Consider the following 26275-nt stretch of genomic DNA (forward strand, 5'->3'; position numbering starts at 1 on the left):
ATGACGCTCGACCAGCTGATCTGCTTTTACAACGACTTCGCTCCGGACAGCGTGGCCCGCTTTCCCGAGTTCTACAGTGCCGACGCCTATTTCAAGGACCCGTTCAACGAGGTGCGCGGCATTACTGCCATCCAGCGCATCTTCACTCACATGTTCGGCCAGGTCGCCGAGCCACGCTTTGTCGTCACCGAGAAAGTGGTCGATCAGCATGGTGCCATGCTGGTCTGGGAGTTCTATTTTCGGGTTCGACTGTGGGGCAAGGGCAAAGCGCAGGTCATGCGCGGCGTTTCGCACCTCAGGTTCGACGCTGAGGGTAAGGTCAATTACCACCGCGATTATTGGGATACCGGCGAAGAGCTATACATGAAGCTGCCCGGACTTGGCACCCTGATGCGCGGCTTGCGCCGGGTGCTGGCTGCTTGAAGGAGCTCAAAGTGCGCTTCCCGATTCAGGGCTGCGAGTTGGCTTTCAGTAGCTTGCCGAGCAGGCTGCCGGAGTTTTCCTGGCCGCTGAGCACGTAGTCGAGTTCATTGGCATTTTTCAGGGTCAGCTCAAGCTTGCGTTGGGAGGATAAGGCACTGGCGAACAGTAGTTGGTCACCCGCTTCGAGCCGGAAGTCATCGGCCGGAAGCAGAACGTAGTCGCGGCCGCGTTCGATCAGCAATGGGACCGCGGGCAGGCGACTGTCGCGGTCAGCGCCATCGATCAGGATTTCGCCGAGGCGGATTTTCCGGTCGTGCATCAGCGCCTGCCAGGTGGCCGGGGCTTCGGCGGCATTGAGACGAATGTCCCAGATGACTGGCGTCAGGCCGCCGCTGGCTTCTTGCAGGCGTTTGACCAGTTGTTCGCAGTGGCTCTCCGCCAGTTGGCTGACGTGATCGAGAAAACGGGCCAGCAGTGGCGCCGTCAGGATGGCAATGCATTCCTGGGCGATGATGCGACTGGGCAAGACGGTGAAATCCGCGTCAAAGGCGGTGAATAGCGCGCTATTGGCGGCATGGTTCTGGCGGGCGACGACAAACAGATCGGGCTTGATCTCGCTGGCGGTGATGGCGGTCGAGAGATTGTTGATGTCGTTGCGGCTGCCGGCGACGATCCCCGTCGCGTGCTCGATGCCGGCCTGGTGGAGGGTGCTGGCTTCCGTGCCGTCGCCGGCAATCTCGCGGTTGGCATCGGGGGCGCTTGGGTCGATGATGGTCAGCGTGATGCCGGTGCCGCGCAGTCGCTCGGCGACGGCATGCCCGAAACGGCCGTAGCCGCAGAGTATCCAGTGGCCGCGCGGCGGGCGCAGGGTTTCCGGGATCGGCGATTCGGGCAGGCTGGTCAGCAACTCGATCAGGCGAAAACGTTCGGGGGAGGAAACCGCCAGCGCCAGCCGGTCAGCAAAACGTTCATAGGGATTGATGATGAAGTCGGTGCCGAAGGAGGCCATGTTGGCGGCGATGCTGCCCTGTTCGGCGCGGGCGATGACCGGAATGTCCGGGTTGAGCAGGCGAACGGCAATGGCGATGGCCAGATTGGCCTGCTCGTCGTTGGTGATGGCCAGTACGCCGCGGCATTTCGGGTGCATCAGACCGGCCAGTTGCAAGTTGTCGGGCTGGCGGGCATCGGCGGCAAAGGCGGGGGTGTCGGTCTTGAAATCCAGCAGGTCGAGTTCTTCGACCCGCAGTTCGTCTTTCTCGATGACGACGAAAGCCTGGCCGATCTGGTCGAAGGTCCGGGCGATCAGGCTGCCCGTCTCGCCGCAACCGCAAATCAGGTAGAAGTCCTGCTTGATCTGCCGAACCCGACGCGTGAAGCGGTTGGCGGTCAGCGTGTTCTGGAAACCCTTGTCCTGCAGCAGGGCAATCAGCGTGACCACCGAATAGGACCAGCCGACGACGGTCAGGTAGATGCAGACGGTGACCCACAGGCGCTGGGCATCGGAAAAGGCAGCGGGAATCTCGCCGAAGCCGATGGTGGTTGCGGTGTAGCTGATGAAATAGAAGGCGTGGAAGAAGCTGAGCGGTGCCGTCATCCTGCTTTCGGCATCGACGCCGGGCACCAGCGTCAGACCGACCACCGAGATCGCATAGATGACGATCAGCACAATGATCGGCGCCCGCATGCGCCGGAGGACAAGGAAGAAAGCGCTGTTCACGCGCGGCTCCCGGCTGGCCTAGCGGCGCAGCATGACCGTTTCGACGATCAGGATGATGACCGAGACGATATTGGCGAATAGCGCACCGCCAGAAAGGGAAACGACACTGGACGTGACATGCGCCGTCATGCCGACGCCGGTGACGTGTTCGGCGATACCCCAGGTGACGGCGGCGGCGATCAGTTGCAGGTCGGCGACCAGACTGGTGGACAGGTGGATGGCGCCGATCTGTGTGCGGTCGCCGAATTTGAGCGCGGTGGCGATCAGGCTGACGAACAGCGCGGCCGCCAGTTCGTAGACGCTATGCAACTCCGCTCTGGCGATGTCGCCGATGAAAAATCCGAAGTTGAGCGTGGCTGCCAACAGGATGAAGAAACCGAAAATGACTTTTTCGAGATTCATGATGCCCCCCAAATGCAATCAGGGCGTGCCATGCGGCACGCCCTGTCAGCTTACTCCTGTCGGGCCTTGCCCGGCGAGGGGGTCAGCGATTCTCGACCGGGGCGCTTTGCGGTGGCGCCGAACGGGCACCGAGGACTTGATTGTCGAGGCGGCGGGTTTCATCGTCGCTGACGATTTCCATCACATTGACGACCTTGACGACGCCGGCCGTAGTGCGGGCGACGGCGATGGCCACCTTGGACTCTCGCTCGTTGACGATGCCCATCAGGTAGACAATGCCGCGCTCGCTCAGCACCTTGATGTGGTTGGCGGACAGTTGGTTGGTGTCAACCAGGCGAGCCTTGACCTTGGACGTGATGAAGCTGTCGTTGCTGCGGCTGCCCAGCGGCGTCGCCGGACCAATGCCCAGTTCGTTAATAACGTCACGAACGCCCTCGATCTTGCGGATTTCGCTTTCAATCGACGACTTGGCTTCTTCATTCGGTACTTCGCCGGTGATCAGCACGCGGCGATTGAAGGCAGTGAAATTGACGTGCGAATGGTCCTTGTACTGTGCCGGCACGTGATTGTTGGACTTCCATTCCATCGTCTCGTCGTCAGTCTGGGTGCCGGTCGAGCGGCGGTCATGGGCTGACATCACGCTGGCGGCGGCCGCAGTGCCGAGCAGGGCGGCTTCAACGCAGCCCTGCAAGGCGGGCAGGGCGGCAATCATCAGCAGGGCAGCCAGGCTGAGTTTGGCTTTTTGCATCATTCGACTCCCAGTAAAAGCGCATCGATGCCATCGCACAGGCAATGGATGACGAGCAGGTGGGTTTCCTGAATGCGCGCCGTCCGGTCGGCCGGTACGCAGAGATGAATATCGGCGTCGCGCAGCATTTCGCCGATCTGGCCGCCGCCCTTGCCGGTCAGCGCGATCACGTGCATGTCGTGTTCGTGGGCGGCCTTGATGGCTTCGATGATGTTGCCGGAATTGCCGGAGGTGGAAATGGCCAGCAGGATGTCGCCAGAATGGCCGAGGCCGCGCACCTGCTTGGAGAAAATCTGGTTGAACGAATAGTCATTGCCGATGGCGGTCAGGATCGAGCTGTCGGTGGTCAGCGCGATGGCGGCCAGTTCCTGACGCTCGGCCTCGAAGCGGCCGATCAGTTCAGCGGCGAAATGCTGCGAATCGCCGGCCGAGCCGCCGTTGCCGCAGGCGAGAATCTTGCCGCCGTTGATCAGGCAGTTGGTCATAGTCTCGATGGCGGCAGCAATCGGGGCAGCCATCATGTCGACGGCGTTCAGCTTGGTTTGGGCGCTGTCTTCGAAATTCTTGGCAACGCGGGCGATGAGATCCATATCGTTCAAAGGTTTAAGGCTGTAGATCGAAGCATTCTACCTCACAGCTCCACGAACACTTCGAACGCCACCCGTTGCCATGGATTTTTGTTGTCGCTCAGGGACGACACGCGGGCGGTGAGCCGGTCGCCAGCATCCATCGCCGCCGCAACCGCGCGGTTCTGGGCGCGCGGCACATAGCCCAGCTTGTGGCCGCGCCATTCGACGCGAATGGCATTGCGGTCGTGCTTGTTATCAGGTTCGCGAAAGAGGTCGAGTCCATCGCCGACTTTCATCTCCTGCCACAACTCGCCAACCGCGTAGTACTGGCTACCGGCCAGTGGCGAATTTTGCACCAGCACCCGGATGCTCTCGGCCTGGGCTGTCGCCAGCCAGCAGAGCAGGCTAATCGTCAGCAGAAAACGCATGCTTGATCCATTCCAACTGTTCGCCATCGATCAAGACGCAATCGAATCGGCAGTCGCAATCTGGCTTGCCGAGCAGGTAGTGCTGCGCCGCCAGTACGATGCGCCGGCGCTTGCCAGCCGTGATGCTGGCCCCAGCCCCGCCGAAGTCGCTGCGGCTGCGCTGGCGCACCTCGACGAAGACCAGCCCCTTGCCATCGCGGCAGATCAGGTCGATTTCTCCGCCGCGGATGCGGAAATTGCGCTCGACGACGCGCAGGCCGCCGCGCTCCAGATGGCGAGCCGCCCTGTCCTCGGCTTCGCGGCCGCGCGCAGTGGTGGTATCGTTGGCCTTTACCTGCATGCTGATAAAAATGACGGAAGAATCCGCCGTATTGTATGTCGTCCCGACGCCGCTCGGAAATCTGGCCGATCTGACTCGTCGGGCTGAAGAAGTCCTGCGCACCGTGCCGTGGATCGCCGCCGAGGATACCCGGCACAGCGGCCCCTTGCTCAAGCAGCTTGGTGCGCCGGCACGAACGATACCGGCGCACCAGCATAACGAACACGAAGCTGCCGCCCGTATCGTCGAAAAACTGCGCTCCGGCGAAGCGGTCGCCCTGATTTCCGATGCTGGCACACCGGGTATTTCCGACCCCGGTGCCCGCATCGTCGCGGCTGTTCGTGCCGCCGGGTGCAAGGTCGTTCCGTTGCCTGGGCCTTGCGCGGTAACGACCGCGCTGTCGGCTTCCGGTCTGCTTGACGAGCATTTTCTGTTCTACGGCTTTCTGCCATCCAAGGGTGGCCAGCGCCGGCAGGCGCTGGAGGCGTTGCGCGAGCAGCCGTGTGCGCTGGTCTTCTATGAAGCGCCGCACCGCGTTCTGGAAACCGTGGAGGACATGGCGACCGTGTTTGGCGAGCGTACCCTGGTCATCGCCCGCGAACTGACCAAGCTGTTCGAGTCCATTCATTCCCTGCCGCTGGCCGAAGCGCTCGACTGGCTCAAGGAAGATGCCAATCGCCAACGCGGTGAATTCGTGCTGATGCTTTCCGGTGCCCCAGCGGAGACCGAGAGCGGCGAAGGCGAGCGGGTCTTGAAGCTACTGCTGGCTGAAGGGCTGCCGGTCAAACAGGCCGCCAAGCTGGCCTCGACAATCACCGGCGCGGCCAAGAATGCGCTGTATGAACGCGCCTTGTTGCTGAGAGGGCAATAGCTTTACGCTGGATCTGCCGAGCGCTTGCTGACTCAGTTCTTCCTGGTTTTGGTATATTCGGAAAAAATTCAAAAACTTAGGGAGTTGTTCGGTTAGCGGCCGACGTGGGAGGAGGGGTGTGGAGCGGAGCGGGCGTGTGTCTCCTGTGATGGAGCGCGGCGAAACGGGGGTCTCGCCGCAACTTTGGTGTGTCATTCTTACGCTGGGCCTGGCCTTGGGCTGGGCGTTGCCGTCGGTTCGTTTCTTTTCAACGCCCGCGCAATATCTTCCCGTTCATACCGCGCTGGAATTCGTCGCCATGGCGGTTGCATGCATGGTGTTCGCGCTGGCCTGGAATCTCCGCAGGCAGCCAGGCAACAGTGACAAGATTCTGCTTGGCGCCGGATTCCTGGCGGTATGCCTGATTGACTTCGGGCATACCCTTTCCTATGCCGGAATGCCGGATCTGCTAACGCCTAGCGGACCGGAAAAGGCGATCAATTTCTGGCTGGCCGGGCGTTATGTTGCCGCAGCGGCACTCTTGGGCATTGCCGTGCTGCCAAAGCGCGACTTGTCGGCTTGTGCCGGCAATTGTCTGGTCGCCGGGGTTGTCGTCGTTGCCGCTTGCGCCTGGTGGCTTGGGTTGATGCATCCGCAGTGGTTTCCCCGGACCTTTGTGCCGGGCGAGGGGCTGACCCCCTTCAAGATCGGCGCGGAGTACCTGCTGGCTGCACTCTATGCACTCGCTGCCTGGGGGCTGCTCGTCAAGGCGAAGCGAACGGACAATGCCAATCTCCATTGGCTGGCTGCCGCCGCCTGGGTACAAGGGCTCGCCGAGATGTTCTTCACGCTTTATGGCGAGGTGACCGATCTATTCAATCTGCTCGGTCATGTCTACAAGGCTGTTGCCTACCTGATGGTTTATCGGGCGATGTTCGACGCTGGAGTGCTGGCCCCTTTCCGTGAAATGAAGTTGGAGCGTTCGCGTCTGCAGGCCCTGCTGTCAGCGATTCCCGACCCGGTCTTCGTCAAGAATGCGAATGGCGTTTTCATGTCCTGTAACAAGGCATTCGAGCGTTTACTCGGGGCGCCGGAAAAGAGCATCCTGGGCAAGACAGACTACGATTTTTTCGACAAGGACCTAGCCGACTTCTTTCGCGAGAAAGATCGCGCCGCGACGGCAGCCGGACGCCCTTTGAGCAACGAAGAGTGGCTCGAGTTTGCCGCAGATGGCTATAGCGGACTTTTTGAAACGACGAAGACCCCGCTTTATCTGGATGGGCAGGCAATCGGGACGCTGGGTATTGCCCATGACATTACCCGGCGCAAGCGGATCGAGGCCGACCTGCGCCTCGCAGCAGCCGCCTTCGAGTCCCAGACAGCAATGTTGGTAACCGATGCGAATGGTGTCATCCTGCGGGTCAACCAGGCCTTCCTCAGAGACACCGGTTATGCCGTCGAGGAGTGCGTTGGCCAGACGCCGCGCATCCTCCGTTCAGGCAGACACGATCCGGCGTTCTATCAAAAAATGTGGGAAAGCATCCGGAGTTCAGGGGTCTGGCAGGGCGAGATATGGGATCGTCGCAAAGACGGTTCGATATATCCGAAGTGGCTGACAATCTCCGCGGTGCTTGGCGACTCCGGTGAGGTCACCCATTACATTGGCTTGCATCAGGACGTCTCCGAACGCAAGCTGGCCGAAAGTCGAATTCATCAACTGGCCTATTATGATCAGGTAACAGGTCTGCCCAACCGCATCCTGCTGCAGGAGCGACTGAGTCAGGTGATGGCGAAATGCCGCGCCAGCAGTAACTATGGCGTCTTGTTGTTCGTCGATCTCGATAACTTCAAGACACTCAACGATACCCTTGGCCACAATGTCGGGGATCTTTTGCTGAAGCAGGTTGGCGAAGTCCTGCGCCGATGCTCGCGTGAGAGTGACACCGTCGCCCGCCTGGGGGGCGACGAATTTGCGGTGATTATGTCTGAGTTGGGAACTGATCCAAGCGCAGCCATGCAGGGCGCCGAAGCGGCGGCACGTTATCTGCTGTCCGAACTGGGGCGAACATTCCAGTTAGGGAACGTTATTCATCGCAACACGGTGAGTATCGGGGCCACACTGTTCAAGGGCGAGCAGGAGAGCATCGAGTCCCTTATGCGGCAGATCGATCTCGCCATTTATCAGGCCAAGGGGGCGGGGCGGAATACCGTTCGTTTCTTTGATCCGAGCATGGAAATTGCACTCAGGGAACGGGCGGCCATTGAAGAGGCGTTGCGATACGCCATTGAGGAAGAGCAGTTCCTGCTGCACTATCAGGCCCAGATCGGTGAGGATGGAAGAATAGAAGGGGCGGAAGTGCTTTTGCGCTGGCAGCACCCTGAGCGTGGCATGGTGTCTCCTGCTATTTTTATTCCTCTGGCCGAGGAAACCGGGGATATCGTGCTGCTCGGCAGTTGGGTGCTGAAGCAGGCGGCAGCGCAATTGGCCCGCTGGGCTGAATCACCGGTGATGGCGGGCTTGGTCCTGGCTGTAAACGTCAGTGCCGTTCAGTTGCGTCAGCCGGATTTCGTCGAACAGGTGACGACAGTATTACGCGAGGCTGGTGCCGACCCCGGCCGCCTGAAACTGGAGCTGACTGAAAGCATGCTGGTCAATGATGTCGAGGCGACAATCGCCAAAATGCAGTCATTGAAGGCAATTGGCATCGGATTTTCGCTGGATGATTTCGGTACTGGATACTCGTCGCTTTCCTACCTCAAGCGCCTGCCGCTTAGTCAGCTCAAGATCGATCAGTCTTTCGTTCGTGACGTGCTGGTCGACGCCAATGATGTGGCGATTGCCAGTTCCGTTGTCGCCCTGGCCAAGAGCCTCGGACTGGGCGTGATCGCAGAAGGTGTGGAGACCGAGGCGCAGCGCGAACTGCTGGCGGGTATTGGGTGTCACTGCTATCAGGGCTATCTTTTTAGTCGGCCGCTGCCAATTGGCGACTTTGAGCGCCTTGTTTCGGGTGCGTGATTGGATGCTGCCTTGACTCGGCGATGATGGAAACGCCTGCGATGTGCTGGGCCTCCCTGCTAAAATCGCGAAAACTGCCCAGAGAAACAATCATGCAACTGACCATCACCCGTCCCGACGACTGGCATCTCCACCTGCGCGACGGCGAAGCGCTGGCGTCCGTCCTTGCCCATACCGCTCGCCAGTTCGGTCGCGCCATTGTGATGCCGAACCTGAAACCGCCGGTGACGACCGTCGAGCAGGCCGCTGCCTATCGCGACCGTATCGTGGCCGCGCTGCCGGTCGGCGCCTGCTTCGAGCCGTTGATGACGCTGTATCTGACCGGCAACACGCCGGCCAGTGAAATTGCCAAAGCCGCTGCCTCGGGCTTCGTCAAGGCGGTAAAGCTTTACCCGGCCGGGGCGACGACCAATTCCGATGCTGGTCTGACCGACATCGCCAAGGCCTACGACACGCTGGCCGAAATGGAGCGCGTCGGCCTGCCGCTGCTGGTGCACGGCGAGGTGACCGATCCGAAGATCGACCTCTTCGACCGCGAAAAGGTCTTCATCGACACCGTGCTGCTACCGCTGACCCTGCGCTTCCCGACGCTGAAGGTGGTCATGGAGCACATCACGACCAAGGATGCGGCCGAGTTCGTGGCCGGCTCGCCGGCCAACGTGGCGGCGACCATCACCGCCCACCACTTGCTGTACAACCGCAACGCCATTTTCCAGGGCGGTGTCCGGCCGCACTGGTACTGCCTGCCTGTCTTGAAGCGCGAGACGCATCGCGAGGCGCTGGTCGCGGCGGCGATTTCCGGCAATCCGAAATTCTTCCTCGGCACCGATTCGGCGCCGCATGCCAAGGGCGCCAAGGAGGCGGCCTGCGGCTGTGCCGGCTGTTACACCGCCTATGCGGCGATCGAGCTGTATGCCGAAGCCTTCGAGCAGGCTGGCGGGCTCGACAAGCTGGAAGCTTTCGCCAGCTTCAATGGCCCGGACTGGTACGGCCTGCCGCGCAACAGTGGCACCGTCACGCTGGTCAAGGAAAACTGGACCGTGCCGGCCGACTACCCGTACATCAGCACCGACACCATCGTTCCGCTGCGCGCCGGCGAAACGCTGTCCTGGAAAATGCTCTGAGGAAACCCATCATGCGTCTGCGCCATCTCCTCCTGCCGTTGCTGGCAGTGCCGCTGCTCTCTGCCTGTGTGAACGACGGTGCGACGTATGAAATCGACAACAGCCGCGAGCATGTGCTGTCACTGATTCGCGAGCAGCCCTATTTCTGGGACAGCAAGGTCAATCTGTATCTTGTCGTTTCGCGCATGCCGGCCTGTATGCGCCGGCATAATATGGGTACAGGGACTGACAAGACCAAGGTCGAGGTCTATCAGGTGCCATCGGGTGCCTTCATCATCAAGGTTGGCAAGCGCATGTTTGCCACCGAGACGCAGACCTGCGAGAGTTTCGCCAAGATGGATAGCGAGCCGGTCGAGGGCATGGGGCAGATGATCGGTACTTTCCTCGTCAAGAACGGCGAACTGGTCTTCGTCAAGGAAGAAAAAGACACCTCCGCTGCTGACGAGTGAGCGCTGCCAGCCTTTACGCGTCGCCACTGTTCGAGCCGTTACAGCGCTGGCTTGAGCGCCTGCCGCTGCGACCCGATGCCCAAGCCGTGGCTCAACTGGCCATGCAATTTCCGATACATGCCGAAAATGGCCAAAGAATTCGTTTCGTACCACCGCAGCCGGATGGTCTGGTCTACGAGTGCCGGATCTGGGAGAGCGGCGAGGTCGAAACCAGGCCGGATAATTGGCACGATTTCTTCAACGCGCTGGTCTGGCTGAGCTTTCCGAAGACCAAGATCGCCGTCAGTGCCGCTCACATGCGCGCCATGCAGGCGCCGGGCGAAAAGCGCACCAATTCGCGGGATGTGCTGACCCACTTTGACGAATGTGGCATCGTCGTCTTGTCCAGTCGGCCGGAATTGCTCGACCTGCTGCGTGGGTTTTGCTGGAAAGAGTTGTTTGTCGAGCGGCGGACCGAGGTGATCAGTAGCATGCGCTTCGTGATCTTCGGCCACGCGACCTACGAACAGTTGCTCAAGCCATTTCGTGGGCTGACCGCCAAGGCGGTGCTCTACGAAGTGAGTGAGGACTGGCTTCTTATGTCGACCGAGGCGCAAGTCGCTGCGGTCGACACCTTGCTGGCGGTGGATCTGACGAGCGGTAAATATAACCGGCCGCGTGACTTCCAGCCTCTTCCCCTGCTGGGGATCCCCGGCGTGACGCCAGAAAGCGAGAACCCGGACTACTACGACGATACCTGGCAGTTTCGTCCGGGACGGCGCGCTAAAGATTAGTAGCGGCGGCGCTGCGCTTGCGGATTCGGTGTGCCGCGATTCTCGATGTGACGGAAGGTGATGCGGCCCTTGGACAGATCGTAGGGCGAGAGCTCGAGCGTGACCTTGTCACCGACCAGGATGCGGATGTGGTTCTTCTTCATCTTGCCTGAGGTGTAGGCGATCAGTTCGTGGCCGTTTTCCAGCGTGACGCGGAAGCGGGTGTCGGGGAGGACGTCGTTCACGACGCCTTGCATTTCAAGTAGTTCTTCTTTAGCCAAGTGTTTTCTCCAGTAATTGAAAAATGGGGTTTAGCCGGCGTCGACCGGTGAAGCATCGGTCGAAATCGCCTCCGGCCGGTGGCGGGGTAATTCCCACGGGCGGCCGGGTTCGGTGATGGCAGTGACGGAAATCAACGGCGGCGGCGAGGAGACGCTGCCGAAGATGGTGGCGTAGGACACATCGGCCGCGTCGCGCCCGGTACCCAGGCGGACGAAGCCCATCGGAATGGCGGTGCCGGACGGGTCGAACATGTACCAGCGACCGCCGAGGAAGACCTCGACGTAGGCATGGAAGTCGGTCGGGCCGAGGGCCGGATCGGCGCCGTAGTCGATCCCGGTCGTGAAGCGGGCCGGAATGCTCAGCGCGCGGCAGATGGCGATCATCAGGTGCGCGAAGTCGCGGCAGACGCCGACGCGATCGGTCACCGTATCGAGCGCTGATGTGGTCGAGCTCGTGGTGTTGCTGCGGAAGGCGACGTGCTTGTTCACCCAGTTGCGGATGGCTTCGACGCGCCGATAGCCCTTGGGCAGATGGCCGAATTCGCTCATCGAAAGATTGGCGAGGCGGTCGGACTGGCAGTAGCGGCTGGGGTAGATGTAGTTCAGTACCGAGAGCGGCAATTGGCCGATCGGCGTTTCCGGAATCAGGTCCGGGTTGCCGATATGGTGGTCGATATCGACCAGCGCCTGATAGCTGATGTGCAGTGGGCCGGGGGCACCGGTCAGGCGCAGGAAGCGGGCGTGCGTGGCCGGGGCGGTCTGGATGACCGTCGGTACCTGCTGGCTGACCACCAGGTTTTCGCTGATGATGGCCTGGCTGGCGGTCTGTGCCGCGTGGATGTTGAAAACGAAATCGGCGCCCGGATAGTTCAGTTCATAATGCAGATCGATTGCGAACTGGATGCGGACCATGTATTCCCCAAAGTGACGGCATCCGGAAGTCCGGAAAAGCCGGAAGCGCTCAAGCGAGCAATAAAACGGCGCTTTGCGACGGGGAAATGATCAGTACGGCTTGCCGGTGGTTCGCGGAGCGAAGATAAGGCAGGGACAGCATTTACGCGGGCAGAACGAATTGGCCAAGGCTATACAACACGAGGCTGGAAGAATTCTACGCGCCGAAATGCCGGTAAGCAAGGAAAGTATTAGAAAATTCAATCCCTTGCCGATGTTTTGGCAAGGGATTGCGTGGTGCCTCAGGCGGCTTGCGATTGGTCGCCGCTCGTCCGGGCGGCGCCGAGGCGATTGACACCACTGAGCAAGGCCTTGATCGACGCGGTGACGATATTGCTGTCGACGCCGACGCCGTAGCATTCGCCGCCGCTCTTGTCTCCACCCTTGCCGGCGATTTCCATGAAGGCGCAGGCCCGGGCGTTGCCATCTTCACCCATCGGTACCATCGAACGTTCCTCGTAGCTGCGCACCTGAATGTTGATGCCGGCGCTCTGCAGGGCGTGGACTGCGGCGTTGATCGGGCCGTTGCCTTCGCCGGTCAGGATGTGTGGCGTGCCGTCGATGTCGATGTTCAAGCGGATGCCCTGATTGCGCCCTTGTTCGAAGAGGTGGTGTTCGCGGTAGCGGATCGGGGTGGTGGCGTCGAGGTAGGTCCGGGCGAACATGGCCCAGATGCCGTCAGCGCTCACTTCGCCGCCATGGGCGTCGGTGTGTTGCTGGACGACGCCGGAGAACTCGACCTGCAAGCGGCGCGGCATGACCACACCGTGTTCGGTTTCCATCAAATAGGCGATGCCCCCCTTGCCCGACTGGCTGTTGACGCGGATGACCGAGTCGTAGCTGCGGCCAACGTCGGCCGGGTCAATCGGGAGGTAGGGCACTGACCATTGCTCTGCCGCCTCTTGAGCGGAAAACCCCTTCTTGATGGCGTCCTGGTGGGAGCCGGAGAAGGCCGTGAAAACGAGATCCCCGACGTATGGGTGGCGTGGGTGGATCGGGAGCTGGTTACAGTGTTCGAAAGCACGGGCGACGGCATTGATGTCCGAGAAATCAAGGCCGGGATGGACGCCTTGCGTGTACATGTTGAGGGCGACGGTGACGAGGTCGACGTTACCGGTACGCTCACCATTGCCGAAGAGGCAGCCCTCGACGCGATCGGCGCCGGCCATCAGGCCGAGTTCGGCGGCGGCGACGGCGGTGCCGCGGTCGTTGTGCGGGTGGAGACTGATGATCACGCTGTCGCGCCGGGCGAGGTTGCGGTGCATCCACTCGATCTGGTCGGCGTAGATGTTGGGCGTAGCGATCTCGACCGTGGTCGGAAGGTTGAGGATGACCTTGCGCTGCGGCGTCGCACCCCAGGCGGTGGTGACCGCATCGCAGACTTCCTTGGCGAAATCGAGCTCGGTGGCGGTAAAGAGTTCCGGGCTGTATTCGAGGATGATTTCGGTGTCCGGCATGGCTTCCGCCTGCGCACGGATGAGCTTGACGGCATCGACGGCCATCTGCACGACCTCGGCCTTGCTCATGCCGAAGACGTTGTCGCGGAAGGTTTTGCTGGTCGCGTTATAGACGTGGACGATGGCTTTCTTGGCGCCCTTGAGTGCTTCGAAGGTGCGGCGAATGAGGTGTTCGCGGGCCTGGGTGAGGACCTCGATGGTGACGTCGTCGGGAATGTGGCCGCCTTCGATGAGATTGCGGACGAAGCCGAATTCGGTTTCCGAGGCGGACGGGAAGGCGATTTCGATTTCCTTGAAGCCGATGTCGCAGAGCAGCTTGAACATGCGCATCTTCTTTTCGGCATTCATTGGTTCGAAAAGAGATTGGTTGCCATCGCGAAGATCGGTGCTCATCCAGATCGGCGGCTGGGTGATCGTGCGGTTCGGCCACTGGCGGTCGGCAAGCTGGACCGGCGGAAAAGCGGTGTATTTGGTGGCTGGGTTGGCAATCATGATGTGCTCCGGAAAACGTTTTGCGATGGCGAAATATTAGGCTAAAGCGAGCGGCAGGTGCTTGCGAAATTGGCTATGAATTTGCATTAAATTGGCAGATAATTTTTCAATATAAATTTACTGAGCAATAAAATGGAACTTGATCGTTACGATCGCGAAATTCTCGCCATCCTGCAGGCCGATGGCCGTATCAGCAACCAGGATCTGGCAGACCGTATCGGCCTCTCGCCATCACCCTGCCTGCGTCGCGTGCGGGTGCTTGAGGAGTCGGGGCTGATTACCGGTTATCGCGCCATGCTTGATGCCAAGAAGCTCGGCCTGTCGTTGATGGCGCTGATCGGCATTTCGATGGACCAGCACACGCCGGAACGCTTCGCCAACCTGGAAGCGACGATTTCGGAAATTCCGGAAGTGCTTGAGTGTCTGCTGATCACTGGTCAGCAGTCGGATTACCAGTTGAAGGTCGTGGTCAAGGACATGGATGGGTATCAGGATCTGCTACTCAATAAGATCACCCGCATTCAGGGGGTCACCGGTGTGCATTCCAGTTTCGTGCTGCGCAAGGTGGTCGATAAAACGGCCTTGCCACTAGTCGAGGCCTCAAGGTAACGATAGCTCGGGGGGGGGACCGGTGTTACCCTAGCGGAACCGGCTTGTCCGGTCTCCCCAGCGAGTGCCTTTTCGGCCCTGCATCGCTCTTCTTGAAAGCGTTGTGCCCGTTCGATCGGAACATTTTCTGACGTGCAAACACGCTTTCCTCCAGAGAAGAGGTGCCAATGCCTGGTTATCAGGTCCGGTTCCAGACCGTTGCCATCGGCAATTCGGATTATCAAATTCGCTCGTTGCTCGATCGCCAGCAATACCACGACCCCGAAGGTGAAGCGGAAGCCGCCGGCATTTCACCGGCCAGCTGGTCGCTGTTCGGGCAGATCTGGCCATCGGCCCGTGTACTCGCCAGGACCATGGACAGCTTTGATCTGGTCGGCAAGCGTATCCTCGAGATCGGGGCCGGCCTTTGCCTGGCCAGCCTGGTCGTTCATCGGCGCTCCGGCGACATGACGGCCAGCGATGCCCACCCGATGAGCCGTCCTTTCCTTGAAGAGAATCTGCTCCTCAACCACCTTGGTCCGATGACTTACGCTGATGGCAACTGGGGGCGGGACAATCCCGAGCTTGGGCTGTTCGACCTGATCATCGGCAGTGACGTGCTCTACGAGCGCGATCAGCCGCTGATGCTAGCTTCTTTTATCGACCGTCATTCGGCGCTTGGCGGCGAGGTACTGATCGTCGATCCCAATCGCGGCAACCGCCCGGCCTTTCGTCGGGCCATGGCGGGTTTTGGCTACCTCTATGGCGAATCCAAGGCAGATTGCACCTTCGCCGATGGCGAGGCCTATCGTGGCAGTTTCCTGCATTTTCATCGCGGCCTTGTCTCATGAGCAATCCCGACAATGCACTTTGGCAGCAATGCTGGCGTGACCGGAATATCGAATTCCATCAGAAGACTGTCAATCAGCTGTTGATTCGCTACTGGCATAGCCTGAACCTGGCGGAGGGCAGCCGGGTATTCGTGCCGCTGTGCGGGAAAAGCCTGGACCTGCTGTGGTTGGCGCAGCAAGGTTGCGAGGTGATTGGCATTGAGTTGAGCCCAATCGCCGTCCGGGCTTTTTTTCGCGAAAACGGTCTGCTGCCGGCTCGCCGACAGGTGGGCCGGCTGACCGAATGGTCGAGCGGGCCGATACGCATTTTTTGCGGCGACATCTTTGCCTTGACGGCTGCTGATCTTGGGCCAATTTCCGCGGTATATGATCGCGCCGCGCTGACAGCCTTGCCGGAATCGGTTCGGGCGATCTATGTTGCGCACCTCCACGCCCTGATTCCAGAAACCTGCCCGATATTCCTGTTGACTGCAGAAGATCCGGAAGAAGGCGATGCCGATGGTGCTGAACCCAATGTGGCCGAGGAGTTGTTGACGCTCTATGCCGAACGCTTCACGGTCGATCTGGTGCATGTTGCGCCCAGTTTTCAAATGAATCCCGAGACGCCTGATGCGCCGCCGCTACCCATCGAGCACAAGTTTTATCGCCTGCTACCGAGCTGATTGTCGGCGTGGCACGCGTATAATCCGCGCTGGAAAGTCGGCCAGGCAATCGCTGGGCACGTAAGTGCCGGGAGGAAAGTCCGGGCTCCATTGGGCGGGATGCCAGTTAACGGCTGGGTGCTATACGGTCGCAAGACCTAAGGCAACGGAAAGTGCAACAGAGAATAGACCGCCGATGGCGTTGTAAGACGCACAGGTAAGGGTGAAACGGCGAGGTAAGAGCTCACCGCGTCCACGGTAACGGCGGACGGCACGGTAAACCCCATCCGGAGCAAGACCAAATAGGGAAGCTGAGGCGTGGCCCGCGCTGCTTCCGGGTAGGTTGCTTGAGCCTGTCGGTGACGGCAGGCCTAGAGGAATGATTGCCGAACCTCGCAAGAGGGGAACAAAACCCGGCTTATCGGCCGGCTTTCCAATATCGACAGCTGACAAGAAAAAGCCCTACAGACACTGTAGGGCTTGCGTTGCGGCAGGGTTATGCCTTCTCTCAGTTGCTGGCTTGACGCCGACGAGCTCTCCAGCTCGCGCCGGCTAACGCCAAGCCAAGAAGGCTGAGCGTGCCCGGCTCGGGAATAGGCTGGTTAAACCGGCTATCGTTGTCGGTGTCCTGCAAAAACTGGAAGGATGTTGCGATCCCTTCCCTGAAATTGATAAAAACTTGATGAAAGATATCTTCTACTGGCAAGGCGCCGCCAACGCCAACAACGTCCGAGTAGGTCACTGCGGCGCTGATGGTGCCGTCAGTAAAACTGAGGTCCGTACCGTTGAAAGAGCCAGTGGTACCGGCAGTGCCGTCAAAATAACGGTCAAATAAGGTCAACCCAGAGTTGCCATTCAGAGATAGTGTCAGCAGGGTAAACGGGGCTGTTGTGCCTACGTTCGTGAAATTGAAACTCCACAAGCCTGCGTAGGTATCGCCAGTCTGTGTCAGTGACCAGCCTGTGCCGGTCACGCCACCCGAGGTGGCACCAGTGGCTGCCCAGCTACGGCTTTCAGTGAAAGTGCTGCCGTTGCCTTCTACAAAAGTTGCAACTACCTGCATTCCGCCCATCATTGCCCCGGTGGTTTGAAAACCGGTCAGGCCGGGAATGTCGCTCGGGGCGCTAAGGTCCTGATTGTAGGTTACGGCTGCGGTTGCCGAACCAGCGAGCGCTAGCGCCAAGGCAGCGGACAAGGCTGTTTTCTTGAAGATGGTACCGAATGTCATTTTTTGTTCCTCCGCAAAACAGATATTGGATGCCTGGTGTAATAACAGAAATCAGGTATTGGAAATTCCTTCGGTGATTTCTATGCATAGTCCGTGCCCGTTTGTTAAAACTGCCATTAATTTAGATGCTTAGCCGCTTGGTCGGGTGGGGCTGCTGGGAGGTGCAAGACGATATGTAAAGTTTATCGACACGCCCTCGCATGCAAGTTTTTCTTATGTAACAAGTCAATATTTCGGCGCGATCTTGCCGTGACTTCCTTGGTGGCTGAGCAGTTTTTGGCGCTCGGCAACCCATTACAGCTGCTGTGGCTATCGACGGGGGCAAGTTAGGAACGTTTACGCCAAGATTGGCGGTCAGGCTGCGTTTTTTGCATGCTCAAAGCCACGCCCTTGGTGATTTTCCGATACCAGCGCCATTGACTTCATCTTTGGCATCAATGAGTTCCATGCTCTGGCGCCGCCACCTGCGGAGATCGAATCGGGGGCTTGGGACTGGTTGTTTGCTGGAGGTTGCTTGGAAAATGCGGAGCCTCTTTCTATAGCAGCTAGATGGTGCCAGTGGCCCAGCGTAGTCCGGGCGGGTCTGCAGAAAGCGTGGAGGAGTGAGTTTGCGCGGCTGGTGGGTGGTGGTTGTTACGGGAATCGGCGCATTCACGATTTCACTTATTTTGTGAAACTGAAAATATTCCAGTTATTTTATTTTGACAGGTTGCGCATGGCACGCTCCAAGCCGTCCAGCGTCAGCGGGAACATCCGGTCGTTGCCGATGACTTCACGGATCATGCCGATCGATGGCGTGTAGCCCCAGTAATTTTCGGCCAGCGGGTTGAGCCAGGCGGCGCGCGGCCAGGCGTCGATCATCCGCTGCAGCCAGACGGCGCCGGCTTCCTCGTTCCAGTGTTCGACGCTGCCGCCGGGGCGGCCGACCTCGTAGGGGCTCATGCTGGCATCGCCGACGAAGATCAGCTTGTAGTCCGGGCCGTAGGTGTGGATGACTTCCCAGGTCGACAATCTTTCGCTGTGGCGCCGATGATTGTCCTTCCACACGCCTTCATAGACACAGTTGTGAAAGTAGAAGTGCTCGAGATGCTTGAATTCCGAACGGGCGGCGGAAAACAGTTCTTCGCAGTCCTGGATGTGGTCGTCCATCGAGCCGCCGACATCGAGGAAAAGCAGCACCTTGATCGCGTTGTGCCGCTCCGGGCGCAGGTGCAGGTCAAGCCAGCCGCCGTTACGGGCAGTGCCGGCGATAGTGCCGTCGAGGTCGAGTTCGGTCGCCGCACCTTTGCGGGCGAAGCGGCGCAGCCGGCGCAGGGCGACCTTGATGTTGCGCACGCCGAGGTCGAGCGAGTCGTCGAGATTGCGGAATTCGCGCTGGTCCCAGACCTTGATCGCCGTTCGGTTGCCGACCGATTCACCGCCGATGCGCACGCCTTCCGGGTTGTAACCGCCGTGGCCGAAGGGCGAGGTGCCGGCCGTGCCGATCCATTTGCTGCCCGCGGCGTGGCGTTCCTTTTGCTCGGCCAGCCGCTCCTTTAACTGCTCGAGCACCTTCTCGTAGCCGAGCTTCTGCAGGCGGGCCCGGTCGGCTTCGGACAGATGTTTCCGTGCAGCCAGTTCCAGCCATTCCTCCGGCACCATGGCATCGAAACCGGGCAGCGCCTCGACGCCCTTGAAATATTCGCCAAAGGCCCGGTCGAAGCGGTCGTACAGGGTTTCGTCCTTGACCAGCAGGGTGCGCGACAGCAGGTAGAAGTCGTCCAGACTGCCCGTCACCAGCCGTGCCTCCAGGGCTTCGAGTAGGGCCAGCAACTCGTTGGTCGACACCGGTAACTGGCGCGACTTCAGGTGCAGGAAAAAATCGACCAGCATTTACGGTTTGCGGCGGCTCATGAAGGCCAGGCGTTCGAACAGATGCACGTCCTGCTCGTTCTTCAGGAGCGCGCCATGCAGCGGCGGAATGGCATCCTTGGCTTCCTTGGCGCGCAAGGCTTCCGGCGGGATGTCCTCGGCCAGCAGCAGTTTCAGCCAGTCGATCAATTCGCTGGTCGACGGCTTCTTCTTCAGGCCGGGCACTTCGCGCAGGTCGAAGAACACCTCCAGCGCTTCCTTCAGCAACTCGTGCTTGAGCACCGGGAAATGCACCCCGACGATGCGCTGCATGGTCTCCCTGTCCGGGAATTTGATGTAGTGGAAGAAGCAGCGGCGCAGGAAGGCGTCGGGCAGTTCCTTCTCGTTGTTCGATGTGATGATGATCAGCGGCCGGTGTTTGGCCTTGATGGTGCGGTGCAGCTCGTAGCAGTGGAATTCCATGCGGTCGAGTTCGCGCAGCAGGTCGTTGGGGAATTCGATGTCGGCCTTGTCGATTTCGTCGATCAGGACCACCGAAGGCTCATCGCATTCAAACGCCTGCCACAGCACGCCATGCACGATGTAGTGCGAGATGTCCTCGACGCGCGGATCGCCGAGTTGCGAGTCGCGCAGTCGGGATACGGCGTCGTATTCGTAAAGACCTTGCTGTGCCTTGGTGGTCGATTTGACGTGCCACTGGAACAGCGGCATGTTCAGTGCCCGCGCCACCTCCTCGGCGAGCAGCGTCTTGCCGGTGCCCGGTTCGCCCTTGATGAGCAGCGGGCGTTGCAGGGCGACGGCGGCATTGACCGCCAGGGTCAGGTCGCGGGTGGCGACGTAGCTATCGGTACCTTCGAATTTCATGGTTCTTCTTGTCGGCTGGGGATGCGGGGATTGTATGACTAAAGGACGCGCCGGAAGTGCCATTGGTTGTGGTACTGATTATTGCTAAGGGTATTATGCATATGGCGTTTATCGCCAAGGCTAAGCACCATAGTGAAATTAAATTGATGATTAAGAAGGGGGATGAGATATCCGGTTCTTGTGTATAGGCGTAATGGCTTCCTGAACATTGCTGTTGAGGGACAGAGGTGTCTTTTTAGATATTTTGTTTGTTGTGAAGGTGAAATGGAGGCAATGATGAGCGAACTGCAAGTGGCTCCGGTAAGCAATGACAAAGAGGCTTGGTGGAAACGAAGAAATCTTCAACTTGATACGTTTTCGAAGTTGTTCTCGATAGTTGGTGTGGCAGGGGCTCTCTCGGTAGCGACGATAGCCTACCTGAACTATCAATCTCAACTGGAGGAAAATGATCGTGCAGCATCAGTCTTGGATATGAGGGTAAATACTGAAACGATCCCCATATCGGACTCGAAATGCATCGTCCTCGTAAATATTGATCTAACCAATAAGGGACGTCGTGCAATTAATCCTTATGCGCACACTGATGACGATGGTGGAGAGCAACAGTACTCAGGCGAAGGGCTTACGCTCAGTGTAACTAGGCATTCGATTCCCTCAAAAGATGCGCCTATTGCGGAGGATGCGCCTGATGACATCAGAGTTGTTCCTCGCTACAACATTCTAGAAAAAAAATACAGTTATCGAAACACGAGGCGTTGGGACGAGATTTACGTTATCAAACCGAACACGTCCTATCGCGAAACTGAAGCAATTACGCTTCAGAGGCATGCGTTGTATGAAATACGAGCTCGTTTTTACGCTTTTAGGCGAGCCAAGAATGGCGAGCCTGAGGTCTGGACAAACACGGAAACAAAGTATCTCTATGTTGAGTGAATTTAGGGTGCTTTGGAAAACGATTCATTGCGAGTGTTCTCTCCAGCAGGGCTCTAGCTTGCTGCTGAGGAATCTACTGATGTATTAAACTTCTGGCCTAGAATGCGCGCCATGAAAATTCCCCGCTTCCCAGAAGTCGCTTGGCTAGAGTCAGGAGAGAAAGATACTGTTCGCTGGCGCTCGGAAGCCGGCATCGCGCCGCATGCCGACATCCGCATCGCCGACGACCGGACCGGCGCCGACGACGCCTTCCGCCTGCTCGAATCCGGCACGGCGCTCCTCTGGCGCGGCGACTGGGTCAATGCCCGGCACCTGATGCAGGCGCTGACCAAGCGGGCGGATCGGCGTTTCGGCGCGCAGCGCGGCAAGGCACCGAAAACGCCGGCCGAAGCCTTTGCCCGCCACCGCGAAACGCAAGGCCAGCGGGCAGCGTTGCTCAATCGCCTGCTGGTGCCGTTGAACGCCGACTACACGGTGCCCTTGCGCCGGGCGCAGGACGTGGCCGAGGCCTGCCATGCCGCCTACGGAGCGCCGACCGATGAGGATTCCCTCGTCGCGCTGCGCGAACTGCTCGCTGTGATCAGCGCCCACGAGTGGCGCAAGAAGGGCGTGCCGGTGCCGGCGGTGCAGGGGCGCATCTATCCGCATTACGGCGTCTTCTCGCCGGTGCGCGGGGAGTACGTCGATCTGATCGCCTCAGCGCCGATTCCGGCCGGCTGCGACCTGGCTTTCGACATCGGCACCGGCTCCGGCATCATCGCCGCCGTGCTTGCCCGACGCGGCGTGGCGCAGATCGTCGCTACCGACCAGGATGCGCGGGCGCTTGCCTGCGCCGGCGAGAATATCGAACAACTGGGGCTGGCGGCTGCTGTTCGCATCGTCAAGGCCGACCTCTTCCCCGAGGGCAAGGCCCCGCTGGTCGTCTGCAATCCCCCCTGGTTGCCGGCCCAGCCCACATCGCCGGTCGAATATGCGGTGTATGACCCGGATTCGCGCATGCTGCGCGGCTTCCTGGCCGGCCTGGCGGCTCATCTGGCCGATGGCGGCGAAGGCTGGCTGATCATTTCCGACATCGCTGAATTGCTCGGCCTGCGTTCGCGCGAAAAACTGCTGGCATGGATCGCCGAGGCCGGACTGAAGGTGATCGGCCGTCTCGATACGCATCCGAAACACCCCAAGGCGCAGGATGCGAGTGACCCGCTACACGCGGCACGGGCAGCTGAAGTCACTTCTTTGTGGCGGCTTGGAAAAACTTAGGGAATAAAACGATGGTCTGATCCGTTTACGAAGGTGTAGCACCCCAAAACCAACGGAGACGATCATGAAAAAAACCAAGTTGATGTGCGCGCTGCTGACGTCGCTGACCCTGGCTGCCTGTGCCGGGGGCGGCATGTATGCGGCAGCGCCGGCGAAAGTCATGGATGGCGCGCTGACCGGCGCCGGCGGCATGACCCTCTACACCTTCGACAAGGATGCCGCCGGCAGCGGCAAGAGCCTATGCAACGGCCCGTGTGCCACCAACTGGCCGCCGCTGTTCGCGATGGATGGCGACATGGCCAGTGGCGACTACAGCGTCGTCAATCGCGACGACGGCAAGAAACAGTGGGCCTTCAAGGGCAAGCCGCTGTACTACTGGGCCAAGGACCAAAAGCCGGGCGACAGGACGGGCGACGGTTTCAACAACGTCTGGCACACCGCCAAGCCGTAACCCGGAAACGTGGACAGCCGCGCCATCCTCGCCGAACTGCCCCGCCTGCGCCGTTACGCGCGGGCGATGCTCGGCGACCGTGCGGCGGCGGACGACCTCGTGCAAGACACTCTGGAACGCGCCTGGAGCCGGATTAGCCAATGGCGCCAGGGCAGCGACCTGCGCGCCTGGCTGTTCGGCATCATGCACAACCTGCGCATCGACCAGTTGCGGCGTGCCGGCCTGGCAATCACGTCGTTGGATGAGGACGCTGCCGAGGTGCCGCTCCGCCCGACGCAGACTGACCGGCTCGAACTGATGGACCTCGAATCTGCGCTCCGCCAATTGCCCGACGAGCAACGCGAAATCCTGCTGCTGGTCGCACTGGAAGAAATGAGCTACGCCGATATTGCCACCCTGCTCGGCATTCCCATCGGCACCGTGATGTCCCGCCTGTCGCGCGGGCGAGAAAGGCTGCGTGTGGTCATGGATGGCCGCCAGCAAACAGCAAACCTGAGGCTCGTACGATGACCTCGCAACCAATCACTGAAGACGAACTGCAAGCCTATGTCGATGATGCGCTGACGCCGGAGTGGCAGGCGGTGCTCGAGGCACACCTAGCACTGAACCCGGGGGATGCCGAACGGGTCGTCGCCTATCGGGCCCAGAAGCAGGCGCTTAAGGCGCTGTTCCAGCCGATGCTCGACGAACCCTTGCCGGAACGCCTGCAGATCCTGACGGTTCAACCGCTCAGAGCGCCGACCGGTGGTGGCTGGACCGGCGGCCTGTGGCAGCGCCTGGCAGCCGGACTGCTGGTTGCCGCACTGGGTGGTGCCGGCGGCTGGCTGGCGCACGGCCAGTATTTGCAAGGCGACCGCATGGCCCGCATGGTGCCGCTGTCGCATCAGGCGGCCGTGGCGCATGTGGTGTACAGCCCGGACGTGCGCCGCCCGGTTGAAATTGCCGCGGATCAGGAAGAGGCGCTGGTCAAATGGCTGAGCAAGCGGCTCGGCACGCCGGTCAGGCCGCCCAAGCTCGGTGCCCTCGGCTACGAACTGGTCGGCGGTCGCTTGCTGCCCGGCAATAGCGGCCCGGTCGCCCAGTTCATGTACCACGATGCCAGTGGCCAGCGCATGACACTGTACGTGACCACCGAAAGCATCGAGAAGCGCGATACCGGCTTCCGCTTCGCTCGCGAAGGCCCGGTCAATGTCTTCTACTGGGTCGATGGCAAGTTCGGCTATGCCCTGTCGGCCGGCATCGACAAGGGCGAACTGGCCAAGGTTGCCACCGCGGTCTACGACCAGCTCGATCAAAAATAAACCAAACAACGACTCACCCAAGGAGTTTCCCCATGCAGAGAACCCAATTTACCGTACCCGTGCTTGCCCTGGCGGCCCTCATTCCCCATGCGACGATGGCGGCCGATCCAACGCCCGACGCCAGTCAGGTCGTCGCTGCCGTTGAAGGAGTGTTCGGTGTGACGCCTGGCGAGCGGCGCAACCACATCAAGGGCACCTGCGCCGCCGGCGAATTCGTCGGTACGAAAGAAGCGGCAAAGCTCAGTCGTTCGCCGCTCTTTTCCGGCAAGCCGGTGCCGGTTGTTGCCCGCTTTTCGCTGTCCGGTGGCAACCCGAAGGCACCCGATGTGGCCAAGAGCGCCCGGGGCATGGCTCTGCAATTCCAGTTGCCGAAAGGCCAGCTGCATCACATCACGATGCTCAACACGCCGATGTTCGGCGCCGCCAATCCGCAGACCTTCCTCGACCTGATGCAGGCGTTGCAGCCCGACCCGGCGACCGGCAAGCCGGACCCCGAAAAGATGAAGGCCTTCAAGGCCAGTCATCCGGACAACCAGGCGCAGGCCCAGTATCTGGCTAGCAACAATCCACCGGCCAGCTACGCCAGCAGCAGCTACTGGGGTATCCACACCTTCAAGTTCGTCGACAAGAAGGGAAAGGCGACGCTGGTGCGCTGGCAGTTCGTGCCGCAGGATGGTGAAAAGCGCCTGAGCGATGACGAGCTGAAGACGGCCGGCGCCAATTTCCTCGAATCAGCCTTGATCGAACGGGCCAAGCAGGGGGCGGTGCGCTGGGACATGATGGTCAGCATCGGCCAGCCGGGCGACAGCGAGACCGATCCGACCGTCCTCTGGCCGGCCGAGCGGCCGCGCATCAAGGCCGGTACGCTGACCATTCGCAGTGCCGAAGCGCAGAAGGGGGCGCCGTGCGAGCCGATCAACTTCGATCCGCTGGTCATGGCCCCCGGCATCCAGCCGACCGACGACCCGGTGCTGCGCTTCCGTTCGCCGGCTTATGCGGTCTCCTTCGGCAAGCGACTGAGCGAACGCTGAGTCTTTGCCAAATAAAAAGGCCGGCTGAGTTGGCCGGCCTTGCTTCATGACGGGATGAGCATCCTCAGTCCTTGAGCAGCACCCACTTGCCGTCCTTGACGGCCATCATGACGCGGGCGCGCGCGTCCATGCCGTTATGGTTCTGCGCGTTCATGTTGAAGATGCCCTGAGCGCCGACCACTTCCTTCGATTGCTCCAGCGCATCGCGCAGGGCTTCGCGGAATTCCACCGAGCCGGGCTTGGCCTTCTTCAGGGCGGCCGGGATCGCCTTCTGCAGCAGCAGGCCAGCGTCGTAGGTGTTGGCACCGAAGGTGGACATCGTGCCGGCGCCGTATTTGCCCTCGTAGGCCTTGACGTAGCCCAGGGCGACGGCCTTGATCGGGTTGTTGCCGGCCAGGTCGGCCGCCACCAGCATCGGGCCGCCGGCCATCAGCGTGCCCTCGACGGCCTTGCCGCCGATGCGGATGAAGTCGTTGGTCGCCACGCCGTGCGTCTGGTAGATGCGGCCCTTGTAGCCCTTTTCCTGCAACGTTGTTTGCGGCAGAACGGCCGGACCACCCGTCGCTGCGATCAGCACGGCATCCGGCTTGCTGGTCATGACTTTCAGTGCCTGTCCAGTGACCGATTGATCAGTCCGGTTGAAGCGTTCGCTGGCGACCATCTTCAGGCCGGATTTCTCGGCCATGGCGGTGAACACCTTGAACCAGTTTTCGCCGTAGGGGTCGTTGAAGCCGATAAAACCGACCGTCTTCGTGCCGGCCGCCAACATGTGCTCGATCAGTGCACCAGCGATCAGGTCATCGTTCTGGGTCGTCTTGAATACCCAACGACGCTTGTCATCGAGCGGCAGGATGATGGCCGATGAACCTACCGTGGTGACCAGGGGGACGCGGGATTCGGCCACGAAATCGAGCATGGCCAGCGCCGCCGGCGTCGTGGTCGGCCCGATCAGCGCATCGACCTTGTGTTCGGAGATCAGCTTCTTGACGCCAGTGACGGCATTGGTCGGGTCGGACGCATCATCGAGGACGATGTACTCGACTTTCTGGCCGCCGATTTCGGTCGGTAACAGGGCGACCGTGTTCTTTTGCGGAATGCCGACGACAGCGGTCGGGCCGGTTGACGAGGCGATCACGCCAATTCGGATGTCCGCCAGCGCGACGGTGCTTGCCAACAGCAGCAGGGCTAAAGAGGAAAGTTTGCGACAGAGCACAGCATGACTCCTAGGGGGAATTAGGTTCAGCCGTGAATTATAGGCAGCCAGCCAGGACTTCAGTGAGGCTGTGGCCCCAAAAAGAAAA

28 protein-coding genes and 1 other RNA gene are annotated in these 26275 nt (G+C 60.3%); 16 read left to right on the plus strand and 13 right to left on the minus strand.

The features are described 5' to 3' along the window. Positions 1-423, plus strand: a complete 423-nt coding sequence (locus tag DARO_RS02580; protein ID WP_011286263.1) for a nuclear transport factor 2 family protein — start codon at positions 1-3, stop codon at positions 421-423. A gap of 25 nt (positions 424-448) precedes the next feature. On the opposite strand, the gene DARO_RS02585 is transcribed toward DARO_RS02580, so the two are convergent. From DARO_RS02585 to DARO_RS02610, 6 genes are all read right to left on the minus strand, one after another. Then, entirely contained in the window at positions 449-2140 is a 1692-nt protein-coding gene (locus DARO_RS02585) for a potassium channel protein (RefSeq protein WP_011286264.1), read from the minus strand. A gap of 18 nt (positions 2141-2158) precedes the next feature. Then, positions 2159-2542, minus strand: a complete 384-nt coding sequence (locus tag DARO_RS02590) for a DUF6394 family protein (RefSeq protein ID WP_011286265.1) — start codon at positions 2540-2542, stop codon at positions 2159-2161. An 82-nt stretch (positions 2543-2624) separates the two neighbouring features. Then, a complete protein-coding gene (locus DARO_RS02595) occupies positions 2625-3290 on the minus strand; it encodes a BON domain-containing protein (RefSeq protein ID WP_157037268.1) in 666 nt (221 codons plus the stop codon). Continuing rightward, the gene (locus DARO_RS02600; RefSeq protein ID WP_011286267.1) at positions 3290-3880 is read right to left on the minus strand and encodes a phosphoheptose isomerase; all 591 of its coding nucleotides are present in this window, start codon (positions 3878-3880) and stop codon (positions 3290-3292) included. The genes DARO_RS02595 and DARO_RS02600 overlap by 1 nt, the downstream gene beginning before the upstream one ends. Positions 3881-3921: 41 nt before the next feature. After that, entirely contained in the window at positions 3922-4287 is a 366-nt protein-coding gene (locus DARO_RS02605; protein WP_011286268.1) for an HIRAN domain-containing protein, read from the minus strand. Further along, positions 4265-4627 (minus strand): YraN family protein, encoded by a 363-nt coding sequence (locus DARO_RS02610; protein ID WP_011286269.1) that lies wholly within the window; start codon positions 4625-4627, stop codon positions 4265-4267. The genes DARO_RS02605 and DARO_RS02610 overlap by 23 nt, the downstream gene beginning before the upstream one ends. A gap of 10 nt (positions 4628-4637) precedes the next feature. Between DARO_RS02610 and rsmI the strand changes: the two genes are divergently transcribed. The 5 genes from rsmI (at position 4638) to DARO_RS02635 (ending at position 10818) form a co-directional block, all read left to right on the plus strand. Then, positions 4638-5477: a 16S rRNA (cytidine(1402)-2'-O)-methyltransferase gene (gene rsmI, locus DARO_RS02615; protein WP_011286270.1), complete on the plus strand. Its 840-nt coding sequence runs from the start codon at positions 4638-4640 to the stop codon at positions 5475-5477. A gap of 136 nt (positions 5478-5613) precedes the next feature. Further along, complete coding sequence (locus tag DARO_RS21500; protein WP_011286271.1) at positions 5614-8472, plus strand: MASE3 domain-containing protein; 2859 nt, start codon at positions 5614-5616, stop codon at positions 8470-8472. An 89-nt stretch (positions 8473-8561) separates the two neighbouring features. After that, positions 8562-9596, plus strand: a complete 1035-nt coding sequence (gene pyrC, locus DARO_RS02625) for a dihydroorotase (protein ID WP_198134148.1) — start codon at positions 8562-8564, stop codon at positions 9594-9596. 11 nt (positions 9597-9607) lie between these two features. Then, positions 9608-10045, plus strand: coding sequence for a hypothetical protein (locus DARO_RS02630; RefSeq protein ID WP_011286273.1), 438 nt, complete (start codon positions 9608-9610; stop codon positions 10043-10045). Next, positions 10042-10818 (plus strand): DUF3025 domain-containing protein, encoded by a 777-nt coding sequence (locus DARO_RS02635; RefSeq protein ID WP_011286274.1) that lies wholly within the window; start codon positions 10042-10044, stop codon positions 10816-10818. The genes DARO_RS02630 and DARO_RS02635 overlap by 4 nt, the downstream gene beginning before the upstream one ends. Here the strand turns inward: DARO_RS02635 and infA are convergent. The 3 genes from infA to leuA all read right to left on the minus strand — a co-directional run bounded on the left by infA (position 10815) and on the right by leuA (position 13978). Beyond that, complete coding sequence (gene infA, locus DARO_RS02640; RefSeq protein WP_011286275.1) at positions 10815-11078, minus strand: translation initiation factor IF-1; 264 nt, start codon at positions 11076-11078, stop codon at positions 10815-10817. The genes DARO_RS02635 and infA overlap by 4 nt on opposite strands. A 30-nt stretch (positions 11079-11108) precedes the next feature. Next, entirely contained in the window at positions 11109-11990 is an 882-nt protein-coding gene (locus tag DARO_RS02645; protein WP_011286276.1) for a transglutaminase-like domain-containing protein, read from the minus strand. A gap of 281 nt (positions 11991-12271) precedes the next feature. After that, entirely contained in the window at positions 12272-13978 is a 1707-nt protein-coding gene (gene leuA / locus DARO_RS02650) for a 2-isopropylmalate synthase (protein WP_011286277.1), read from the minus strand. Between the two features lie 132 nt (positions 13979-14110). Here leuA and DARO_RS02655 point away from each other — a divergent pair, with 132 nt between their 5' ends. The 4 genes from DARO_RS02655 to rnpB all read left to right on the plus strand — a co-directional run bounded on the left by DARO_RS02655 (position 14111) and on the right by rnpB (position 16495). Beyond that, the gene (locus tag DARO_RS02655; protein ID WP_011286278.1) at positions 14111-14587 is read left to right on the plus strand and encodes an Lrp/AsnC family transcriptional regulator; all 477 of its coding nucleotides are present in this window, start codon (positions 14111-14113) and stop codon (positions 14585-14587) included. A gap of 167 nt (positions 14588-14754) precedes the next feature. Beyond that, complete coding sequence (locus DARO_RS02660) at positions 14755-15417, plus strand: hypothetical protein (protein ID WP_011286279.1); 663 nt, start codon at positions 14755-14757, stop codon at positions 15415-15417. Then, the gene (locus DARO_RS02665) at positions 15414-16079 is read left to right on the plus strand and encodes a thiopurine S-methyltransferase (RefSeq protein WP_011286280.1); all 666 of its coding nucleotides are present in this window, start codon (positions 15414-15416) and stop codon (positions 16077-16079) included. The genes DARO_RS02660 and DARO_RS02665 overlap by 4 nt, the downstream gene beginning before the upstream one ends. Positions 16080-16112: 33 nt before the next feature. Beyond that, an RNA gene (gene rnpB / locus DARO_RS22065) (RNase P RNA component class A) lies at positions 16113-16495 on the plus strand. 71 nt (positions 16496-16566) lie between these two features. Here the strand turns inward: rnpB and DARO_RS02670 are convergent. The 3 genes from DARO_RS02670 to DARO_RS02680 all read right to left on the minus strand — a co-directional run bounded on the left by DARO_RS02670 (position 16567) and on the right by DARO_RS02680 (position 20001). Continuing rightward, positions 16567-17286, minus strand: coding sequence for a PEP-CTERM sorting domain-containing protein (locus DARO_RS02670; protein ID WP_011286281.1), 720 nt, complete (start codon positions 17284-17286; stop codon positions 16567-16569). A gap of 696 nt (positions 17287-17982) precedes the next feature. After that, entirely contained in the window at positions 17983-19158 is a 1176-nt protein-coding gene (locus DARO_RS02675) for a VWA domain-containing protein (protein ID WP_011286282.1), read from the minus strand. Continuing rightward, complete coding sequence (locus DARO_RS02680) at positions 19159-20001, minus strand: AAA family ATPase (protein ID WP_041224174.1); 843 nt, start codon at positions 19999-20001, stop codon at positions 19159-19161. It lies immediately after the preceding gene. Between the two features lie 276 nt (positions 20002-20277). Between DARO_RS02680 and DARO_RS02685 the strand changes: the two genes are divergently transcribed. The 6 genes from DARO_RS02685 to DARO_RS02710 all read left to right on the plus strand — a co-directional run bounded on the left by DARO_RS02685 (position 20278) and on the right by DARO_RS02710 (position 24974). Continuing rightward, positions 20278-20934: a hypothetical protein gene (locus DARO_RS02685; RefSeq protein WP_041224175.1), complete on the plus strand. Its 657-nt coding sequence runs from the start codon at positions 20278-20280 to the stop codon at positions 20932-20934. A 102-nt stretch (positions 20935-21036) separates the two neighbouring features. Further along, positions 21037-22191 (plus strand): methyltransferase, encoded by a 1155-nt coding sequence (locus DARO_RS02690; RefSeq protein ID WP_011286285.1) that lies wholly within the window; start codon positions 21037-21039, stop codon positions 22189-22191. A 64-nt stretch (positions 22192-22255) separates the two neighbouring features. Continuing rightward, positions 22256-22642: a hypothetical protein gene (locus DARO_RS02695; RefSeq protein ID WP_011286286.1), complete on the plus strand. Its 387-nt coding sequence runs from the start codon at positions 22256-22258 to the stop codon at positions 22640-22642. Positions 22643-22651: 9 nt separating this feature from the next. Further along, complete coding sequence (locus tag DARO_RS02700; protein ID WP_011286287.1) at positions 22652-23152, plus strand: RNA polymerase sigma factor; 501 nt, start codon at positions 22652-22654, stop codon at positions 23150-23152. Continuing rightward, positions 23149-23943, plus strand: coding sequence for an anti-sigma factor family protein (locus DARO_RS02705; RefSeq protein WP_011286288.1), 795 nt, complete (start codon positions 23149-23151; stop codon positions 23941-23943). Before DARO_RS02700 ends, DARO_RS02705 begins: the two co-directional genes overlap by 4 nt. 32 nt (positions 23944-23975) lie before the next feature. After that, the gene (locus DARO_RS02710) at positions 23976-24974 is read left to right on the plus strand and encodes a catalase family peroxidase (protein ID WP_011286289.1); all 999 of its coding nucleotides are present in this window, start codon (positions 23976-23978) and stop codon (positions 24972-24974) included. A 64-nt stretch (positions 24975-25038) separates the two neighbouring features. Here DARO_RS02710 and DARO_RS02715 read toward each other — a convergent pair whose 3' ends face one another. Next, positions 25039-26187 (minus strand): ABC transporter substrate-binding protein, encoded by a 1149-nt coding sequence (locus DARO_RS02715; protein ID WP_011286290.1) that lies wholly within the window; start codon positions 26185-26187, stop codon positions 25039-25041. Positions 26188-26275: the final 88 nt, after the last annotated feature.

This window comes from Dechloromonas aromatica RCB, from assembly GCF_000012425.1.

What these genes read in the sequence shown, in the direction of transcription:
- DARO_RS02580 (WP_011286263.1), top strand. Translation starts at nt 1, where the DNA reads ATGACGCTCGACCAGCTGATCTGCTTTTACAACGACTTCGCTCCGGAC.
- DARO_RS02590 (WP_011286265.1), bottom strand. Translation starts at nt 2,542, where the DNA reads ATGAATCTCGAAAAAGTCATTTTCGGTTTCTTCATCCTGTTGGCAGCC.
- DARO_RS02595 (WP_157037268.1), bottom strand. Translation starts at nt 3,290, where the DNA reads ATGCAAAAAGCCAAACTCAGCCTGGCTGCCCTGCTGATGATTGCCGCC.
- DARO_RS02600 (WP_011286267.1), bottom strand. Translation starts at nt 3,880, where the DNA reads ATGGATCTCATCGCCCGCGTTGCCAAGAATTTCGAAGACAGCGCCCAA.
- DARO_RS02605 (WP_011286268.1), bottom strand. Translation starts at nt 4,287, where the DNA reads ATGCGTTTTCTGCTGACGATTAGCCTGCTCTGCTGGCTGGCGACAGCC.
- DARO_RS02610 (WP_011286269.1), bottom strand. Translation starts at nt 4,627, where the DNA reads ATGCAGGTAAAGGCCAACGATACCACCACTGCGCGCGGCCGCGAAGCC.
- rsmI (WP_011286270.1), top strand. Translation starts at nt 4,638, where the DNA reads ATGACGGAAGAATCCGCCGTATTGTATGTCGTCCCGACGCCGCTCGGA.
- DARO_RS02630 (WP_011286273.1), top strand. Translation starts at nt 9,608, where the DNA reads ATGCGTCTGCGCCATCTCCTCCTGCCGTTGCTGGCAGTGCCGCTGCTC.
- DARO_RS02645 (WP_011286276.1), bottom strand. Translation starts at nt 11,990, where the DNA reads ATGGTCCGCATCCAGTTCGCAATCGATCTGCATTATGAACTGAACTAT.
- leuA (WP_011286277.1), bottom strand. Translation starts at nt 13,978, where the DNA reads ATGATTGCCAACCCAGCCACCAAATACACCGCTTTTCCGCCGGTCCAG.
- DARO_RS02655 (WP_011286278.1), top strand. Translation starts at nt 14,111, where the DNA reads ATGGAACTTGATCGTTACGATCGCGAAATTCTCGCCATCCTGCAGGCC.
- DARO_RS02660 (WP_011286279.1), top strand. Translation starts at nt 14,755, where the DNA reads ATGCCTGGTTATCAGGTCCGGTTCCAGACCGTTGCCATCGGCAATTCG.
- DARO_RS02665 (WP_011286280.1), top strand. Translation starts at nt 15,414, where the DNA reads ATGAGCAATCCCGACAATGCACTTTGGCAGCAATGCTGGCGTGACCGG.
- DARO_RS02670 (WP_011286281.1), bottom strand. Translation starts at nt 17,286, where the DNA reads ATGACATTCGGTACCATCTTCAAGAAAACAGCCTTGTCCGCTGCCTTG.
- DARO_RS02675 (WP_011286282.1), bottom strand. Translation starts at nt 19,158, where the DNA reads ATGCTGGTCGATTTTTTCCTGCACCTGAAGTCGCGCCAGTTACCGGTG.
- DARO_RS02680 (WP_041224174.1), bottom strand. Translation starts at nt 20,001, where the DNA reads ATGAAATTCGAAGGTACCGATAGCTACGTCGCCACCCGCGACCTGACC.
- DARO_RS02685 (WP_041224175.1), top strand. Translation starts at nt 20,278, where the DNA reads ATGAGCGAACTGCAAGTGGCTCCGGTAAGCAATGACAAAGAGGCTTGG.
- DARO_RS02690 (WP_011286285.1), top strand. Translation starts at nt 21,037, where the DNA reads ATGCGCGCCATGAAAATTCCCCGCTTCCCAGAAGTCGCTTGGCTAGAG.
- DARO_RS02695 (WP_011286286.1), top strand. Translation starts at nt 22,256, where the DNA reads ATGAAAAAAACCAAGTTGATGTGCGCGCTGCTGACGTCGCTGACCCTG.
- DARO_RS02705 (WP_011286288.1), top strand. Translation starts at nt 23,149, where the DNA reads ATGACCTCGCAACCAATCACTGAAGACGAACTGCAAGCCTATGTCGAT.
- DARO_RS02710 (WP_011286289.1), top strand. Translation starts at nt 23,976, where the DNA reads ATGCAGAGAACCCAATTTACCGTACCCGTGCTTGCCCTGGCGGCCCTC.